The sequence below is a fragment of the Parabacteroides sp. AF48-14 genome, assembly GCF_003477465.1.
In the GTDB taxonomy this organism is placed as follows: Bacteria; Bacteroidota; Bacteroidia; order Bacteroidales; family Tannerellaceae; genus Parabacteroides; species Parabacteroides acidifaciens.
Window position 1 is genome coordinate 84,107 of the sequence record NZ_QUDI01000018.1, and the last position, 16,874, is coordinate 100,980.

Annotated in this window: 10 protein-coding genes and 2 pseudogenes; 3 read left to right on the top strand and 9 right to left on the bottom strand. The window is 45.8% G+C overall.

What is annotated here, in order from left to right:
• Nucleotides 1–134: 134 nt before the first annotated feature.
• The 9 genes and pseudogenes from ald to DW083_RS10335 form a co-directional block, all read right to left on the bottom strand.
• A complete protein-coding gene (gene ald, locus DW083_RS10300) occupies nt 135–1,238 on the bottom strand; it encodes an alanine dehydrogenase (protein ID WP_122332318.1) in 1,104 nt (367 codons plus the stop codon).
• A 132-nt stretch (nt 1,239–1,370) separates the two neighbouring features.
• A pseudogene (secA, locus tag DW083_RS10305) lies at nt 1,371–4,728 on the bottom strand (preprotein translocase subunit SecA).
• Nucleotides 4,729–4,843: 115 nt separating this feature from the next.
• Nucleotides 4,844–6,444 (bottom strand): annotated as a pseudogene (locus DW083_RS10310) (alkaline phosphatase family protein).
• Nucleotides 6,417–7,616 carry a DUF4105 domain-containing protein gene (locus tag DW083_RS10315; protein WP_122332326.1) on the bottom strand — a complete coding sequence of 400 codons (1,200 nt, stop codon included), beginning with the start codon at nt 7,614–7,616 and terminating at the stop codon, nt 6,417–6,419. The pseudogene DW083_RS10310 and the gene DW083_RS10315 overlap by 28 nt, the downstream one beginning before the upstream one ends.
• 158 nt (nt 7,617–7,774) lie before the next feature.
• The gene (locus DW083_RS22745) at nt 7,775–8,158 is read right to left on the bottom strand and encodes a hypothetical protein (RefSeq protein WP_233552136.1); all 384 of its coding nucleotides are present in this window, start codon (nt 8,156–8,158) and stop codon (nt 7,775–7,777) included.
• A 2-nt stretch (nt 8,159–8,160) separates the two neighbouring features.
• Nucleotides 8,161–9,489 carry an ABC transporter permease gene (locus DW083_RS10320; RefSeq protein WP_233552142.1) on the bottom strand — a complete coding sequence of 443 codons (1,329 nt, stop codon included), beginning with the start codon at nt 9,487–9,489 and terminating at the stop codon, nt 8,161–8,163.
• A 49-nt stretch (nt 9,490–9,538) separates the two neighbouring features.
• Nucleotides 9,539–10,426: a slipin family protein gene (locus DW083_RS10325; protein ID WP_122332319.1), complete on the bottom strand. Its 888-nt coding sequence runs from the start codon at nt 10,424–10,426 to the stop codon at nt 9,539–9,541.
• Nucleotides 10,427–10,431: 5 nt separating this feature from the next.
• A complete protein-coding gene (locus DW083_RS10330) occupies nt 10,432–10,812 on the bottom strand; it encodes a GntR family transcriptional regulator (RefSeq protein ID WP_115498221.1) in 381 nt (126 codons plus the stop codon).
• Between the two features lie 263 nt (nt 10,813–11,075).
• The gene (locus tag DW083_RS10335) at nt 11,076–12,629 is read right to left on the bottom strand and encodes an ATP-binding protein (protein WP_122332320.1); all 1,554 of its coding nucleotides are present in this window, start codon (nt 12,627–12,629) and stop codon (nt 11,076–11,078) included.
• 217 nt (nt 12,630–12,846) lie between these two features.
• Here DW083_RS10335 and DW083_RS10340 point away from each other — a divergent pair, with 217 nt between their 5' ends.
• From DW083_RS10340 to DW083_RS10350, 3 genes are all read left to right on the top strand, one after another.
• Nucleotides 12,847–13,248: a hypothetical protein gene (locus DW083_RS10340; RefSeq protein ID WP_122332321.1), complete on the top strand. Its 402-nt coding sequence runs from the start codon at nt 12,847–12,849 to the stop codon at nt 13,246–13,248.
• Nucleotides 13,249–13,302: 54 nt separating this feature from the next.
• Complete coding sequence (locus DW083_RS10345) at nt 13,303–14,892, top strand: PQQ-binding-like beta-propeller repeat protein (protein ID WP_147382124.1); 1,590 nt, start codon at nt 13,303–13,305, stop codon at nt 14,890–14,892.
• A gap of 151 nt (nt 14,893–15,043) precedes the next feature.
• Nucleotides 15,044–16,165: an energy transducer TonB gene (locus DW083_RS10350; RefSeq protein WP_233552148.1), complete on the top strand. Its 1,122-nt coding sequence runs from the start codon at nt 15,044–15,046 to the stop codon at nt 16,163–16,165.
• Nucleotides 16,166–16,874 lie beyond the last annotated feature (709 nt).

The window sequence follows — 16,874 nt, forward strand, 5'->3', positions numbered from 1 at the left end:
TTTAAAATTAATTCGACTAAGGTAGTAAGTGTGATGTAAGGGACAAAAGGTTTTTGTGTTTTTTTAGATTTATAAAGAATATGAAGGGGCAACGTTTTCGCTGCCCCTATGTTTTTTATATTGTTTGTATCATTTTATAGAACGGTGGAGCAAGGCAATTCGAATGCTTCCGCTACTGCCGGATAGACGATGTTGCCTTCCACGATATTAAGACCGAGCGCCAGCCCTTTGTCTTCTTCGCAAGCCTTCCGCCATCCTTTGTCTGCCAACTTCAGGACGTAGGGAAGCGTGGCGTTGGTGAGGGCGAGGGTGGAAGTCTGCGGAACGGCCCCCGGAATATTGGCTACGCAATAATGTACGATCCCATCCACTTCGAAGATCGGATCGGCATGGGTCGTCGGGTGTGAGGTCTCGAAGCAGCCGCCCTGGTCGATGGCGACGTCTACCAGCACACTGCCTTTCTTCATCAACTTGAGCATTTCCTGGGTTATGAGATGGGGCGCTTTCGCTCCCGGAATTAGCACGGCACCGATCACAAGGTCAGTTGTCGGAAGTTCCTGTTCGATGTTATGGGTGGAAGAATATAATGTCTTGACATTGGCCGGCATGATCTCGTCCAGATAGCGCAGGCGTGGCAGGGAAATATCAGCGATCGTGACATCCGCACCCATACCGGCAGCCATCAAAGCCCCGTTATGTCCGACCACGCCGCCGCCTAACACCAGTACTTTGGCAGGCTTGACACCCGGAACGCCACCCAGCAGGATGCCTTTTCCGCCTTGCGGCTTTTCAAGGAAACGGGCGCCTTCCTGTACGGACATGCGGCCGGCGACTTCACTCATGGGGATCAGCAGCGGAAGCGTGCCGTCCGGATTCTCGACCGTTTCGTATGCTAAGCAGATAGAGCCGCTTTCCATCATGGCTAATGTCAGTTTCTCGTCGGAAGCGAAATGGAAATAGGTGAATACTAATTGTCCTTTTCGTACGAGCGGATACTCGGCTGCGATAGGTTCTTTTACTTTGACGATCATCTCGGCAATCTTATATACATCTCCGATAGAGGGAAGGATCTGGGCGCCTGCCGCCTCATAGGCTGCATCCGGAAATCCGCTGTTTTCACCGGCTGTATGCTGTACATACACGGTGTGTCCTCGTGTTACCAACTCCTTTGCACCGGCGGGCGTAAGTGCCACGCGGTTCTCATTGTTCTTAATCTCTTTAGGAATTCCGATGATCATATTGTTAGTATTTAATGGTTTATTGGCCTCCAATATACGAATAATATGACAAAATGATATTTCGGCAATGTTATTTTTTCGAAACAACAAAGGCGACCTTTTGGGCCGCCTTTGTTTATAGCAGGGAGAGGATTATAAACCCTGTCCGTGACAGTTCTTGTATTTCTTACCGCTTCCGCAAGGGCAAGGATCGTTGCGGCCTACGCGTTTTTCGGCGCGAACCGGTTCCTGGCGCGGCTGTTGCGGGGCACGGGCTTCCGGATCGTTGTTGCCGGAGATATCGGTTTTTACTGCACGATATTTGCTCATGTCCTGATGACGTTCGGCCTCGGCTTTCTGGATGGCGATACGCTGGCGGGCTGCTTCTTCGGCTGCTGCCTGGCGGGCTGCCATAGCTTGCTTTTCTTCTTCGGTCGGTTCTTCGCGGACAGGGATCTGGCCACGCATCAGGACGGCTGCTGTCTTGCGGTTCATCACATCTACATGTTCTTGAACAGGTTGTATGATTCCAGCTTGTAGATCAACAGAGGATCTTTGTTTTCGTAGCTGGCGTTCTGTACCGAGTGGCGCAGTTCGTCCATTTCACGCAGGTGTTCTTTCCAGGCTTCGTCAATTGTATGCAGGACGATCGATTTCTGGAATGCCTTTGTGATGGCTTTGCTTTCTGTTTCGTATGCTTCTTTCAGGTTGCAGGAGACATTATACATGCGTTTGCCGTCTGTGATCGGGATCATGATGTTTTCATACATCGCTCCCTGGTGTTCGTAAACCTGTTTGATAACCGGGTTGGCAACCTGTGTCATGCGTTCCATACGGCGTTTGAACAGTTGCAGTGCTTCGTCAAACAGTCTGTCGGCCAGTTTATCAGCTTTTTCGCTCTTGAATTCCTCTTCTGTGAACGGACATTCCATAGCGAACGTCTTGAACAGTTCCAGCTTGAAGCTTTCGTAATCGCCATCCGCATGTTGCTCAACGATTGCAACGGAAGTATCGTAAATCGTATTCAACACGTCCAGGCCGATACGTTCTCCCATCAGGGCGTGACGGCGGCGGGTGTAGACAACGTTACGTTGTGAGTTCATCACGTCGTCGTATTCCAACAGGCGTTTACGGATACCGAAGTTGTTTTCTTCCACCTTCTTCTGTGCACGTTCCACAGACTTGCTCAGCATGCTGTGCTCCAACACTTCGCCTTCCTTGAATCCTAACTTGTCCATCAGTCCGGCAATCTTTTCGGAAGCGAACAGACGCATCAAGTCGTCTTCTAAGGAAACGAAAAATACAGAAGAACCCGGGTCACCCTGACGTCCGGCACGACCACGCAACTGGCGGTCTACACGGCGGCTTTCGTGACGTTCCGTACCGATGATAGCCAAACCGCCGGCAGCTTTCACTTCCTGCGACAGCTTGATGTCGGTACCACGACCGGCCATATTGGTTGCGATGGTGACTGCGGCTGTCTGTCCGGCTGTTGCCACGATCTCGGCTTCCTTCTGGTGCAACTTGGCGTTCAACACGCTATGTTTGATCTTACGCATCGTAAGCATACGGCTCAGCAATTCGGAGATTTCGACGGATGTCGTACCGACCAGTACAGGACGTCCGGCTTCGGTCAACTGCACGATCTCTTCGATTACGGCGTTATACTTCTCGCGCTTGGTCTTGTAGATGCGGTCGTTCATATCGTTACGGGCGATCGGGCGGTTTGTCGGGATTACGACAACATCCAGTTTATAGATGTCCCAGAATTCGCCTGCTTCCGTCTCAGCCGTACCGGTCATACCTGACAGCTTGTGATACATACGGAAGTAGTTCTGCAGGGTGATCGTGGCGAATGTCTGTGTGGCAGCTTCCACTTTCACACGTTCCTTGGCTTCGATAGCCTGGTGCAGACCGTCCGAGTAACGGCGTCCGTCCATGATACGGCCCGTCTGTTCGTCTACGATCATGACCTTGTTGTCCATCACCACGTATTCGTCGTCCTTTTCAAACAAGGTGTAAGCTTTCAGCAGCTGGTTGATCGTATGCACACGTTCGCTCTTGACAGAATAGTTGGCGAGCAGTTCGTCTTTCTTGGCCTGTCTTTCTTCCTCGTTCTGGATGTGCTCCAGTTCGGAAAGCTGTGAGGTGATATCAGGCAATACGAAGAATGTCGCGTCGTCCGAGTTACCGGTCAGCAGGTCGATACCTTTATCTGTCAGTTCGATGCTGTTGTTCTTTTCGTCGATCACGAAGTACAGTTCGTCTGTCGCTTCGTGCATATGGCGCATGTTTTCAGACATGAAGTATTCTTCCGTCTTCAACATCTGGGCCTTAACGCCCTGTTCGCTCAGAAATTTGATAAGTGCCTTGTTGCGTGGGTATCCCTTGAAAGAGCGGTAGAGCTGGATGGAACCTTCTTCCACCTCTTTCTGGTCGCTGCTTGCCATTTTCTTCTTGGCTTCGATCAGGAATTTGGAGCAAAGGTCTTTCTGTGCATTAACAACCACTTCCACGTTCGGACGGAACTGTTCGAACAACTGTTCCTCACCGCGGGGAATCGGACCGGAGATGATCAACGGCGTACGGGCATCATCGATCAATACGGAGTCGACCTCATCGACAATCGCATAGTTGTGTTTGCGCTGTACCAGGTCGTTCGGGCTGATCGCCATATTGTCGCGCAGGTAGTCGAAACCGAATTCGTTGTTTGTACCGAATGTGATATCTGCATTGTAGGCAGCACGGCGGGCATCGGAGTTCGGCTGGTGTTTGTCGATACAGTCAACGGAAAGTCCGTGGAACATATAGAGCGGGCCCATCCATTCCGAGTCACGTTTGGACAGGTAGTCGTTCACGGTTACGACATGCACGCCGTTGCGTGTCAGCGCGTTCAGGAATACTGGCAGGGTTGCCACCAATGTTTTACCTTCACCGGTCGCCATTTCCGCAATCTTACCTTTATGCAGAACGACACCACCGAACAGCTGGACATCGTAGTGGACCATGTCCCAGGTTATTTCGTTACCGCCGGCAACCCAATGGTTGTGGTAGAGGCTTTGTCGCCGTCTATTTCCACAAAGTCGAATTTGGTAGCCAGGTTGCGGTCGAAGTCATTTGCCGTCACTTCGATCGTTTCGTTTTCTGTGAAACGGCGAGCCGTATCTTTCATGATGGAGAATACTTCCGGAAGAGATTCTTCCAGTACGACTTCCATCTTTTCTGTGATTTCTTTTTCGATCTTGTCTACTTCAGCCCAGATCGCTTCACGTTCTTCCAGTTCCTTGTCGTCGATGCCTTTGCGCAGTTCTTCCACTTTGGCGCGTTCATCGGCTACATAGTCCTGGATACGTTGTTTGATCTCGTCTGTTTTTGCACGAAGCTCGTCGTTCGAGAGCTTTTGGATTGACGGATATACGGCCTTGATCTTATCCACATACGGGGTAATTTCTTTCAGGTCACGCTGCGACTTGTTGCCGAACAGCTTCGTCATAAATTCATTAAATCCCATGATATAATTATTGAATTGAAGATTAAGAATTCTCCTAATCTTCGGACGTTATTATTCTTTTATTTAGTTTGTAAAATAGTATTGTTTGAAACCGGGGGAACTGATGATTCAATCCTTATTTTTTGATTGTCAATTCCCGGAGCGGCAAGCTGAGGGATGCGTTTGGCGGTCTGATCCTCAGCACGTGGGTTACCGTAGGGGCTACCTCTGTGGCTTTTACTTCACGGTAGATATGCTCCGGTTTGAGACCGTTGCCCATAAATACCAGCGGGGTTATCACTGCATTATTTCGTATTACTTTTACTTTCGCTTTCGGATCGTCGTTGTTGATGGTCCATCCCGGTTGCAACTCGATGATCAGGTCGCCACGGTTTGACAAATGCGTACCGTGCAGGTATTGGGAAGTCTTTTCGTTCCAGTTGCCCGTGCGGAGCACATTTTCCGTTGCAACGAACTGTACGCCGCTGAACTCGCGCAGGAATTCGGCAGCCTTTTCCTGTATCGTGATCAGTTCCAGCTTGGCATCTTCTATCGCTTTGCGATTCAGATAAATCTGGTTGTTATAGAAACCTTTTACCCAGTTTGTGTGCTGGCCGTAGAGAGCCATCAAGTACATATTGAGCAGGGCGACGCACCGTTTCGGGTGGAATTCGCCGTTTGTCAGCTGCATCCCTTCCGGGTATTCTTCTTCGCTCTTGTAATAGCCGGAACCGGTGAATACGATCAGCGTATTGTTGAGCCCGACCTTCTTGTCGATCTTGTCCAGCAATTCCTCCAGGTCCTTATCCAGTTGATAGTAAGTGTCCTGTATTTCGCGGGTGTATTCCTTGTTCATGTTTCCGCGATAGTTGCCGGCATAATAAGTGATGGCAAGCATATCCGGACAAGAACGTGTACCGAAAGCTCCGTATTCGAGGAATTGAAGCGCCAAGCGGTTGACCTCCTTATTGATAAAGGGTGAGGTCTTCAAGTTGAAGAAACACTCGTTTGTGTTTTCCTTAAATGTATATTTGAAAGGAATTTCATCCAGCACATACGGGAAAGCATTGAATTTGTCCAACGGCAATGACGGCGTCCAAGCCATCTGTTCCAGGCGTGCCGACAAGGATTCCGGCCCGTTATTGTAGCGGTCGACATACCAGGGAAGCCCTTTATAGTAAGTCGTTGTCGCCCATTTCCCGTTGTAATCGTCCATCCAGAATGCACCGTTGGCCGCATGTCCGGCCGAGATGATGGCGCTCTCCGGATTGGGAGCGATGGAGTAAACGTCGCTTCTTCCTTTGGAGGCGATTTTCAGTTCGTCTCCGATGGTGGAACTGATTAGTTTGCGGGGGGAATAATGCTCTTTAGTATAGTTGCCGAGATAATCCGGATCGTTCAGGATCGAAACTTCCCTGTCTTTATCGAAATCGTATGTGTTAGTCCCGGAGATCCCGTTGAAGTTCGGGTTGCTTCCGGTAAACAGGGTGGCAAAGGCGCTGGCCTCGTCGATATCGGAAAATTCAAACCGGATATTGCTATACACCAGTCCTTCATTCATCAACCGCTTGAATCCGCGCTCGCCGAATGTATTGTAGAAGTATTCGATGTAATCGCCACGCAACTGGTCAACCGTGATGCATACAACCAATTTGGGCGTACTCTGTTGAGCTCCATATTGGTCGCTGCCAGAATTGCGATGAGCGATGTTAGTATTTTCCGTACCCGATGTTCCATATTTTTCTGTAAACGCCATATCCCGAACGCAGCCAAAGGCTCATTACCAAAGGGATGAATGCTGTATTTAAGTGCTGTGGAATGAAATACCAGCCAGCCAGCATTAGCGTAAGCGCCGCAAAGTTAATAAAATGATAGTAATATGCAGCCTTTCTTAACTTTTTTACTGCAAACAAAATAACAGCTATCAGATCAAATGGTTGTAACCAGACGATCGACCAGTTCGGCCAGATGCTCGGATGCGTTGAAATGAAGCAGAGGAAGAACATCACGACACCTGCCATTCCCGCCATGAAAAACAGGACGCAGTCGACAATGCGGAAATATGTTTTCCGGCGCCATTCGATAAAAATGACCGCTAACACAAGCAGGAAAAACGTCCAGCAGCAGACAAGCGGAGTGAAGAGATCGCTCTCCACGTCGGTATCGTCCGTGATCCCTTCCGTCAGGATTTGTTCCGAGCCGACCAGATTCCGGACAGAACCGTCTGCCCCGTTGATGGTAGCCTTCCCGAAAGCCTCTTTCAGGTAGACCGGCAGGAACATCTCTTCGCGGGGTGTAGCGACGCGGTCGGTCGGGCTTCCCAGCGCCAGGTCGCATCCGAATGTCAGCCAGGGATGATTGCGGGTGCAATCGTTTATCATATCGCGGAACGTCTGTTTCCTTCCCGGGTCGGGGAAATGGATCTTGCCTTCTACGTTCGCCTCCACGATCGCTGCCGGACGGGTTGCGCAGTTATCGAAAAAGAAATTATACCGGTAGACTCTGTTTTCCGGCCGGCTATTGATGAGCAAGGCCTCCCAGATCTGGTTCTTCGTGATGGAATCGAGGTCCAGCACCTGTTCCGTCACTTCGCTTCCACGCATCTCATATTCGATCATAAAGTCGCGGAAGTGTTCCACGCCTAACCGGTAATCCGTTTCCCCTTTGGCAAAGCGGTAAATGAAATTAGGTTTGGCAAAAGAGAATATCCCGTAGTTGAACACCGCATCGATCTTTTGCGCCGCGTCCTGCACCCGGAGTGCCGAATGCCCGTAAACCGTATAAACCGCATCATCCGACGGCGAAACCGTCAGCAGGCTGATCTTCGCATCTTTACTAAGCCGTGGAATCTGCGCCTGAAGCGGCAGCAGGAAAAAAAGCAATAAAGAAAGGATTAGGTGCTTATTTATTTTATTCCCCATAATTTGTAGTCTTTGTTTGCTCGTTCGATAGATTTTGCTTATTCCTATTTCCAGACTATCCGCCAGTAAATTTTTATGTACTGCACGCGATTGTCTGCGCAACAAAGATACGACAGAACAGGAGAAAAAAGTGCCGGAGATGCGGATTATTTTCTCCGCCCTTCCAGTCTTCTTCCGAATACTCCTGCGATCAAGATGAAGATAGCGGCAAAGCCGGACAACGTAATCAGTGAGTCAAAGTTCGACTCCAGCTTGTAAGTCTGCTGCAGCACTTCGTCGTAGCTACGGACATCGAAAGAAGATTCGTTGTCGAACCCGGCTAACGATTCGCGTACATGTTTCATCCCCGCGCGCAGGTCACTGCCCGCCTTGAACTTCACGTAGGCGACGTCGTAGAAATGGCCTTCCTGTCCCCACTGGTACTTGCCCCACACGTAAAAAGCCATTGGTGCAACTTCCTGGCGGAAAGAGGCGAACTTGATGTCGGGGACGAAGCCGATAATTTCTGCCCCTTCTATCTTTTCATTCAACTTCAGGCCATATTCGGCCCGCGCCTTTTCGTTAAACAGATAGCAACCTGTTTCCTTCTGATCGTCTTCCGGGCGGAAATCCCGGCCTCCGTTACTTTTATTCCCATGACTTTCAGGAAGGAAGATGATACGGGAATACATTGGAAAGTAATAGGTTTCCCATTGTAATCGCGCCCGTAGCCCATGTATTGCTTCTGGCTGGATAGCAGGAATTGGGAATAGGTGACGTCTTTTATATCCTCGAATGCTTTCAATCGGTTCGTGAATGCCTCCCGGTTTCTGTTGATCTTAACATTCAAATGAGCGACAACAGTTTCGTTTTTGTCATAACCTAACGGCGCATGCCGCATATAGTAGTTTTGCAGGTGAATGAACAAAGCTCCGGCGATTAACACGAGAGAGGCCGCGAGTTGGAAACCAATCAGCATGTTCCGCATCCGGCGTCCTATCCTGCTGAAGTTCGTAAAATTAATTCCGGCAATGATAAGGATGATAAAGGCGATGGAGATTAGAACGAATATCGTCTGGCGGCTCGCCTTCGGCATCGTGTCGAAATCCACGTTAGTCAGGAAATGGAGAGCCGGCAAAGAGGTCAGATGGTAGACGATCGCGTCCTTGTCTTCTCCGAACAAGTTGCTTTCGAGGATTTCTTTCGCATTGAAGTTCTTCCTGAAATTGTCCAGGACACTTTCTTTATTGGCTGGATCGTCGAGGCGGAGGAAAAACAGATAGCCCCAGTTTTCCCAATCGTCGTAGCTTTCTTTCGGATTCATGGATGCGTACATCGAGTTCTTCAGGGAAGAATTGCTGGGAAAATCCTTGTAGACGCCTTTGACGGTCATCGGAGCCATTTGCGGAATGTAAACGTGCAGTTGTTTGTTTATCGCCGATTCGTTGCCGAAGAGTCTCCGGGCTGTACTTTCAGGGATGATAACGCTGTTGGGCTCGTCTAACGACTGTGCGTCGCCTTCCAGCATGTCGAAATGGAAGACCTGCATGATTTCGGGCGAAACGCTCCAGACATCTTCATCGTAGTTCACCTGTTTTCCGTTTTGTTCCACATAGAGCAGGAAGTTGTTCGACCATGCCGACATGATGCATCCTCCTTTTATATGTGGAGACGATTCGGTAAACGCCCGTGCGAAAGGGCGGCAGACGATTGCTTTTGCGCTTCCGCCCTGTTCGATATCCAAACGGAATATCGACCCGGCATTCTTCTGGCAGGAATCGAACCCCAGGTCATAATTCACTTGTATCATGATAAGCATAAAGGCCACAAAGGCAATGCTCAATCCCAGCACACTCAGGAAGTTTTGCGCAATTGTTTTCATATCCGATGTGATTTAAAGTGAATTAATAGTTGTTGTTATCCGGTTGTTCTCAGACCGGTGTTTCGCCGCTCTTCGCTAACGAAACCAAGCCTCCCATAGCGCCCAGGTTCATAGAATCGAGTGCCGAACTGGGAACGATGACCATAGAGCCTTTTTCTTTCAGGCCCTCAAATAACATATTCATACCTCTCAGATGCAAGGCGACAGGATTATTGGTGTACTTCCGGCTTGCCAGCTCGAACTTTTCGGCAATCTCCGTTTCGGCCGTTCCCAAGATGACACGCGCTCTTCTTTCACGCTCGGCCTGCGCTTCTTTACTCATGGCGTCGGCCAGAGCCTGCGGGATGGCGATGTCGTTGATGCCGACGGTTTGACAGGTGATGCCCCAAGGGCTTGTGTTATGGTCTAAAACTTGTTGCAGGTCTTCGGCGATTTTATCGCGCTCCTGCAAGAGAGTCGACAGCTCATGTTTGCCGATCGTATCTCTTAAACCGGTTTGGGCGATGTGTTCGATGGCTTTCTGGTATTCCTGCACTTCCAAGGCTGCTTTTTCGGCATCCCAAACCGTCCAGTACACGACTGCATCCACATTGACCGGCACCGTATCTTTGGTAAGCGTCTGCTCCGCCTTGAAAGAACTTACCCGCACCCGCTGGTCGATATAACCCGAGACTGTGTCGATGATCGGGATGATCATAAAAGGACCGGGGCCTTTTAACCCTTTGTATTTTCCCATACGCAACACCACAGCACGTTCCCATTGGTCGGCAATGCAGATGGCGGAAGCCAGTAATCCGGAAAAGATAACCAGAAGCACCAGCATCGGAATGTTTATGATGTGCAAAACATACAACACAACCGATACGCAAAGCAATATCAGCAACACGGAAAGGGAAATGGGATTGAACCGCCCCTTGTTAATTACACTTGTTGTCATAATCTTTATTTTTTAGAAGTTCCTATATTCTTTAGTTCTCGTATGACTTCATTTAGGCTGAAGCCGTAACTGTGTGCAACGGAAGAAAACTGTATGCAAATTTCTTTCAGTTTATCATTCCTTTCCTTTTCCGGCATCACGTTTTCCGTCTTGTTGATAAAAGTTCCGGTTCCTTGTTGAGTCTCTAAAATGTCTTTAATCTCCAGTTCTTTATATGCTTTGGATACCGTGTTGAGGTTTACTTTTAACTCTACGGCAAGCGCTCTGACCGTAGGAAGCTGTTCGCCCAATTTAAGTTGTCCGGATGCTATACCGAATATAATCTGGTCGATAATCTGGCGGTAGACCGGCACTCCGCTGGAATAATCTAATACAAACTTAATCATAAATTCCTATATTATATTATACAAACATTGTACTATTGTTATATGACAAAGGTACGGAAAGATTTTAATCTTCCAAATCTTTTGTGAGATTTTTTGCACGTGATTCAAATATCTTGCAATTTTTATTGCTGTTATTAATAAGGCGCAGGATTACAGGGACAAACGTATGGCATTCCCACGATACACGGCGGAGTAGAAGAAATCCGCCCCTATGTGGATGAGTTTATCAGGAAAGGTTCCGGAAGATTCTGTTGGAGATGTAACTATTCAACAATCCATTTTTCTATATTCCGGCTTTTTGCGCTGAAGTTTACTCCGATCTTAAATAGTTTGCGTTTGTCGGTTTCAAATGGTTGTGTGTAATGTTTGTCGTTGATTTGCTGTAAAGCCTCTTCTGCTGTGCCGTTCAGTTTAAATTCCATGATGTAAATAAACTCATCGGTTTGCAAAACCAGGTCGATGCGTCCTTCACTGGTATGATATTCTGCCTTAACATAGAAACCAACCAGTTTGAATATAATGAAAAGTACGTTTTGGTAATGGAGCTCCAAATCACGGGCTAACTCGTAAGGTGTATCAGCAAAGAAGCTTTTCAGGCGACGGAAGAAAGAATCATAATCTCCAGCCTCTATTTCCCGAACGAATTTTTGGATTTCAAAGTTGGTCTCTACTCTGTCGATGTTGTTTGCATAAAAAGGAAGTAGAAAACGGATGAACCCTTCTTCGACTTCACGATTCGGAAATCCAAGGCGATACGTCCCAAAACGATTGTCATATCCTTTAATAGTCAGATACCCACTCTGGTAAATGACAGGGATAGGATTGGTTGAGGCTGAATCTATGCTGTTTAATACGTCAGCTGTGGTTTCTTCATGTGCCATCTGTTCCAGGTCGTAATGATGCAGTCTCAGAAGTGTTACCAAATAGGTCGGTGTGCCGGTCTCGAACCAGTAACTACTGAATTCTTTATATTTAAATGCGTTCAACAGGCTAAACGGATTGTAGATGCCAACAGTATTATATGTAAAGTGATAGCCGTCGTAATACATTTTCAATTTGTGGCAAATCTCTTCATATGTTATATTTTGTGCATTTGCAAATTCATGAAGTTCTTGTTCTAAATTGTCATGGAGCTCCTGCTCGCTTATGCCACAAACTTCAATGTATTCTTTCCGCATCGAAATATCGTCCAAGTTATTCAAGTCGCTGAAAACACTTACTTTTCCGAATTTGGTTACTCCGGTCAGCATCCCGAACTTAATATAGCCGTCTTTACTTTTCAGTGCTCCATAAAAAGATTTCAACGTTTCGCGGAAGCTTTTTTGGAGTTCTTCGTTGCCAATGGCTTGCAACATCGGCTTATCATATTCGTCAACTAAAATAACAACGCGCTGCCCTTTTTTCCGGCAAGCCCGCTCGATAATTCCTTCAAAGCGCATCGCTAAAGACTTCTCGGCTGGAGATGTGCCGTAAAGGCATTCCCATTCGTATAACACGCCGTTCAATTTATCTTCCAGGCTTTCCGGTGTATCATATTTCTGAGTGTTCAGATCAATGTGTAATATCGGATATTTAATCCAGTCTTTTTCTAACTTTTCCATAGCCAGCCCTTCAAAAAGCTCCTTTTTCCCCTGAAAATAGGCTTCAAGCGTGGAAATCAGCAGGCTTTTCCCAAAACGACGCGGACGGCTCAAAAAATAGTAGCTGCCTGTCTTTACAAGTTGGTAAATCCAGGCTGTCTTATCTACATAGAAATACCCGTCTTCACGAATCTTTTCAAAGTTCTGTATGCCGATAGGATAAATTTTGCCGTTCATAGGATATCTATTTTTGAATATTGATAGACAAAGATACTAATCTTCCAAATCTTTTGTGAGATTTTTTCGGATAATTTCTGTACTCGTACATTTGTCCTTGTTTTCGGATATTTCCTACAGTGGGCATTAGGTTACATTCAAAACAATATATCTTCGTCGTTTGAGTTTTATATATATATGATAATTAAGGATATATTTGTCAACTAAATATTACAAGATGAAGACAAACAATCAGAAACGAATTACAGACAATCGGATCCAGGAACTGGAACCAGGAGAAATATTTGTGTTTGGCAGTAACCTGGAAGGCTCTCACGGTGGAGGCGCAGCACTTTTAGCCTTCCGTAAATGGGGCGCAATCTGGGGGCAAGGCGTCGGATTACAGGGACAAACGTATGGCATTCCCACGATGCATGGAGGAGTGGAAGAAATCCGCCCTTATGTGGATGAGTTCATCCGTTTTGCCAAGGAACATCCTGAACTGACTTTTCTGGTAACGGAAATCGGTTGCGGTATCGCTGGTTTCCGCCCGGAAGAGATAGCACCTTTATTCAGAGATGCTGTCCCGGTTGAGAATATTCATCTGCCGGAAAGGTTTTGGAATATATTGTTGGAATAACCGTTCTATATATTAATGTATTAGTGACGAAACTTGGAAATAATCAAATTTAAGATGGGAATAAGACAATTGTATTTACTGTTGGTTGTTGCAGCTTTGAATCTCGTCAAAGGTGAAGCACAGAGTTTTTTTAATGATACGATTGGAATTCGTATGGACAGTACTGCCATAATAGGAGAATGTATTGATTTTCCTTGCTGGATACAATCTGTAAGTGCGGATTCTACAGGGACGCTGCTCTTGGTACAAGGTCGCGATCTGAATAAAAAGGAGACATCTGTCAAGAACACCGGAGATATATGGATGATTTCTCTGCCTGATAAAAAAGTCTTGTGGCAACGTCCTATTAATTATTTTATACAAGAGGCCAAACTTACGGATAAAGGAGTGTCATTTGTTTCAAAGGATAAATACTTTTTACTTGATTTGCAGACCGGAGCAGAGATATGGAAAGGAAAGAAAATGGTCCCTTATTCATTGAATACACAGGGTAATCGTTTGTTGGCTTACAAGGGAAGTACAATGAATGGAGTTTCCAGACAATTGCAAGGCTATGATATGAATACCGGTGATATGTTATGGAAGCGGGAAATCAGCCATCGGTATGGTTGGAATGAAAGTTTAATGCTGGATGATTCGATGAGGCTGATTGTCTCCGACGGACTTCATACTGTGAACTTGTCTGATGGAACAGGTAATAGTTTTCTGATGAAAACCGGAGTTGATGACTATAGAGCGACTGCTGCATTGGGGGCATTAGGCGTTTTAAGCGGTGTTTTAACAGGAATGGTTGTTGTTCCTTATGGAAATAACGTAGTGGTTGATCTCGTTTCAGATGTGTTGCTTGATGATTCTTTGCTTTATGTAGCAAACCGGGAACAACTTCTTTGCCTGGACCGGCAACTAAATATGAAATGGGGATATCCGATTCCTGAAAGCTCAGCATCCCGCTCAGTACTCTTTTTAAACGGGGATCATTTGTATATGGTTAATTATGGATATGGATATCGTGATAATATAAGGAATCATTCGGATTCTTATGCCAAGAGTCATCTGAGGGCTAAGATCGGTAAACCCTTTATTGCCTGTTTTGATAGGAAATCAGGTAAGAATATCAGTTTTCACTTTTTATCGGAAAAGAAGGAAATGGTTGAGGACTTGTGGATTGACAGGGATAACGAACGTGCTGTTTTACTGTTTGAAGACCGGATGGTGGTAGCTCCGTTTGAGTCGGATTCCGTAATGGAGTATCGATGGGATATCGAAACGGATGGCAAAATAATAGGCATGGTGAAACGTCCTTTTTATTTGGAAGATAAAAACAGCTCCGGTTTTAAGAAATGCAATGAAACGTTGGGGACTCCGACTTATTTTATTTACACGGATAAAGGGCAGATCTTTGATGTCGATCAATCTTTGAATCGTTTGCAAACATTCTCTTTTGAGGAAATCGGATTTTACAGGTTGCTGCAGGATGACTTGTCAATAGTCGATTATAAAAAAGGTGTTTATTTGTTGAACTCTGATGGAGATAGAAAAGCGACTTTACGTGTTTCCTCTGATTTATTTACTATTGGAGATAAAATCTATGCTTTCAGTCCTGATCGAAAACGGCTTGTTGAAATATCGGGAATAGAAGAATGAAATACTGGTTGAATATATTATTAAGTTGTAGTCTGTTTGTGTTGCTGCACAAACAGATACTATCTCTGTTCAACAGGAAGACTTCTTAATTACTGCAGTTTCTGAGCCTCCTTGTTTCGATGGGGATATAAAAGCCTTTATTCAATCAAATATATCTTATCCTGTTGAAGCGCTTCATGATTCCGTAGAGGGACGGGTTTCTGTTGAATTTTGGGTTGACACTGCCGGTAATACGGTTAAACATGAGATTCTTCGTGGCGTGCGTGATGATTTGGATCGGGAGGCGTTGCGAGTTGCCCGCTTGATTAAATTTGTTACTCCGGCGAAGCAAAAAGATCGGCCAGTTGCTGTCAGATATGTTATTCCGGTTGATTTTTTTCTCGATGAACAAATGAATCGCAGGGTATTCTTTGACAAGGATACATCTGATTGTTTTGAAGAATTTAATGAGAGGTATGGGAAATGGATGGAGAACTCTCTTGTTACATTTTGGGCTGTACCTCCAAGTTTGAAGAGGTCGTCTAAAAAATATGCAGACTTGATTTGTGAAAGGCTGTCTGAAATAAACTATGAAAATCAGTACTTGCAGACTATGATATTGATAGATGAAAATGGAAAGCCTTATTGTTGCTCGCTTTCATCCCAAGAGAGTTTGGAAGGAGAGGATAGGCGTGCTATACTGGGACTTTTGAAGTCGTTAAGGTTTAATCCGGCGAACAATGGCAAACGGAATGTCAAGAGCTATTACCGTTTTTCTCCCAGAAAAAATAAAAAAGACGGTCGATGGTTTTATCCTGAATCGACAAATTGGGGAAAAGAACGTAGGCATGGCAAGTCTCAGTTTGAAGGAAATATTGTTGAGTCTATGAATTTTACAGCATCCTTTAGCCAAGATACTATTTTGATGGGAGATACAGTACATGTAAGGTTACAATTTAAAAATGTAACAGAAGTTGAGAAGCTTTTTTACCCAGGAGGTTCGATTATAGTCTTAGATAAGTCAAAAGGAGCACAAATTGAGATGTTTAATGGCTGGGGGGAAGATACTTTTATTTTGTTAACCGGGAAATCATCTGTTTTACGACGATTGGCTCCAGGTGCTGTCTATGAGATAGACTATCCGTTAATAATATCTCCTTCGTCTTTTAAGAAAGGGGTAAATAGGCTGATTTTTAGATATAGCTTAGGAATATCAAAGGGCGATGTGAATGCCGATTTGCTTTTTGGAACGGTATATGCACCGGAGGTTCAAATATTTGTTGATGAGTTCTAACATTTGAAAAAGAGATCCGATATGAGTATGTTCGTGAACTGTTTGGTGAGAATCCTCAGATATTTTCATCTTTCAACTACTTAGGGGGCTTATTGTATAAAACGTATTTTTCAGGTTCAAAAGACATCCGAAACCAAACAAATGTTAATCCGCTTTTTGGGCCTCGAAAAGGGACTTTTTTGCCTTTTTTGAGCGTTTTCAGCAATTATGACCGTCCTCTTTGCCATTGCGACCGTGCTAATGTGTAGTGCACTCGGCACCTCGCAAAGATTAGGACGGTCGTAATGGCGATTATGACCGTCCTAATTGAAAAGAGGACCGTTTTCATGGCGAAAAAGCACCTAAATTTCCTTGCGATATTTGGGACGCCGTCCGTTTTATTTTCAAATATTCGATTCTCCGGGAGTTAAGGTTTATCACATTGTCGGCGTTTCCGCTTTTTAGTAATCAAATTGTACGCTTTCCGAGACGGACTGCGCACCTCATTTTTTCTATTGTCATTCGATCTGATTAAAACTGTGAAAAGAGTCAATCCAAAATGGATCAAGATTTCGGATGAAATAGAAAAACGGCCGAAATAGGGGGTTATTGTAATCTGTTAGGTTTGCAGGAGGTTCAAAACTTGGCATATTTGAAACACACAAACCTCGTAGGGGCGGTTCGCGAACCGCCCTTCGTGTCAACAAATATGTCCTTCGTCGTTACCCGG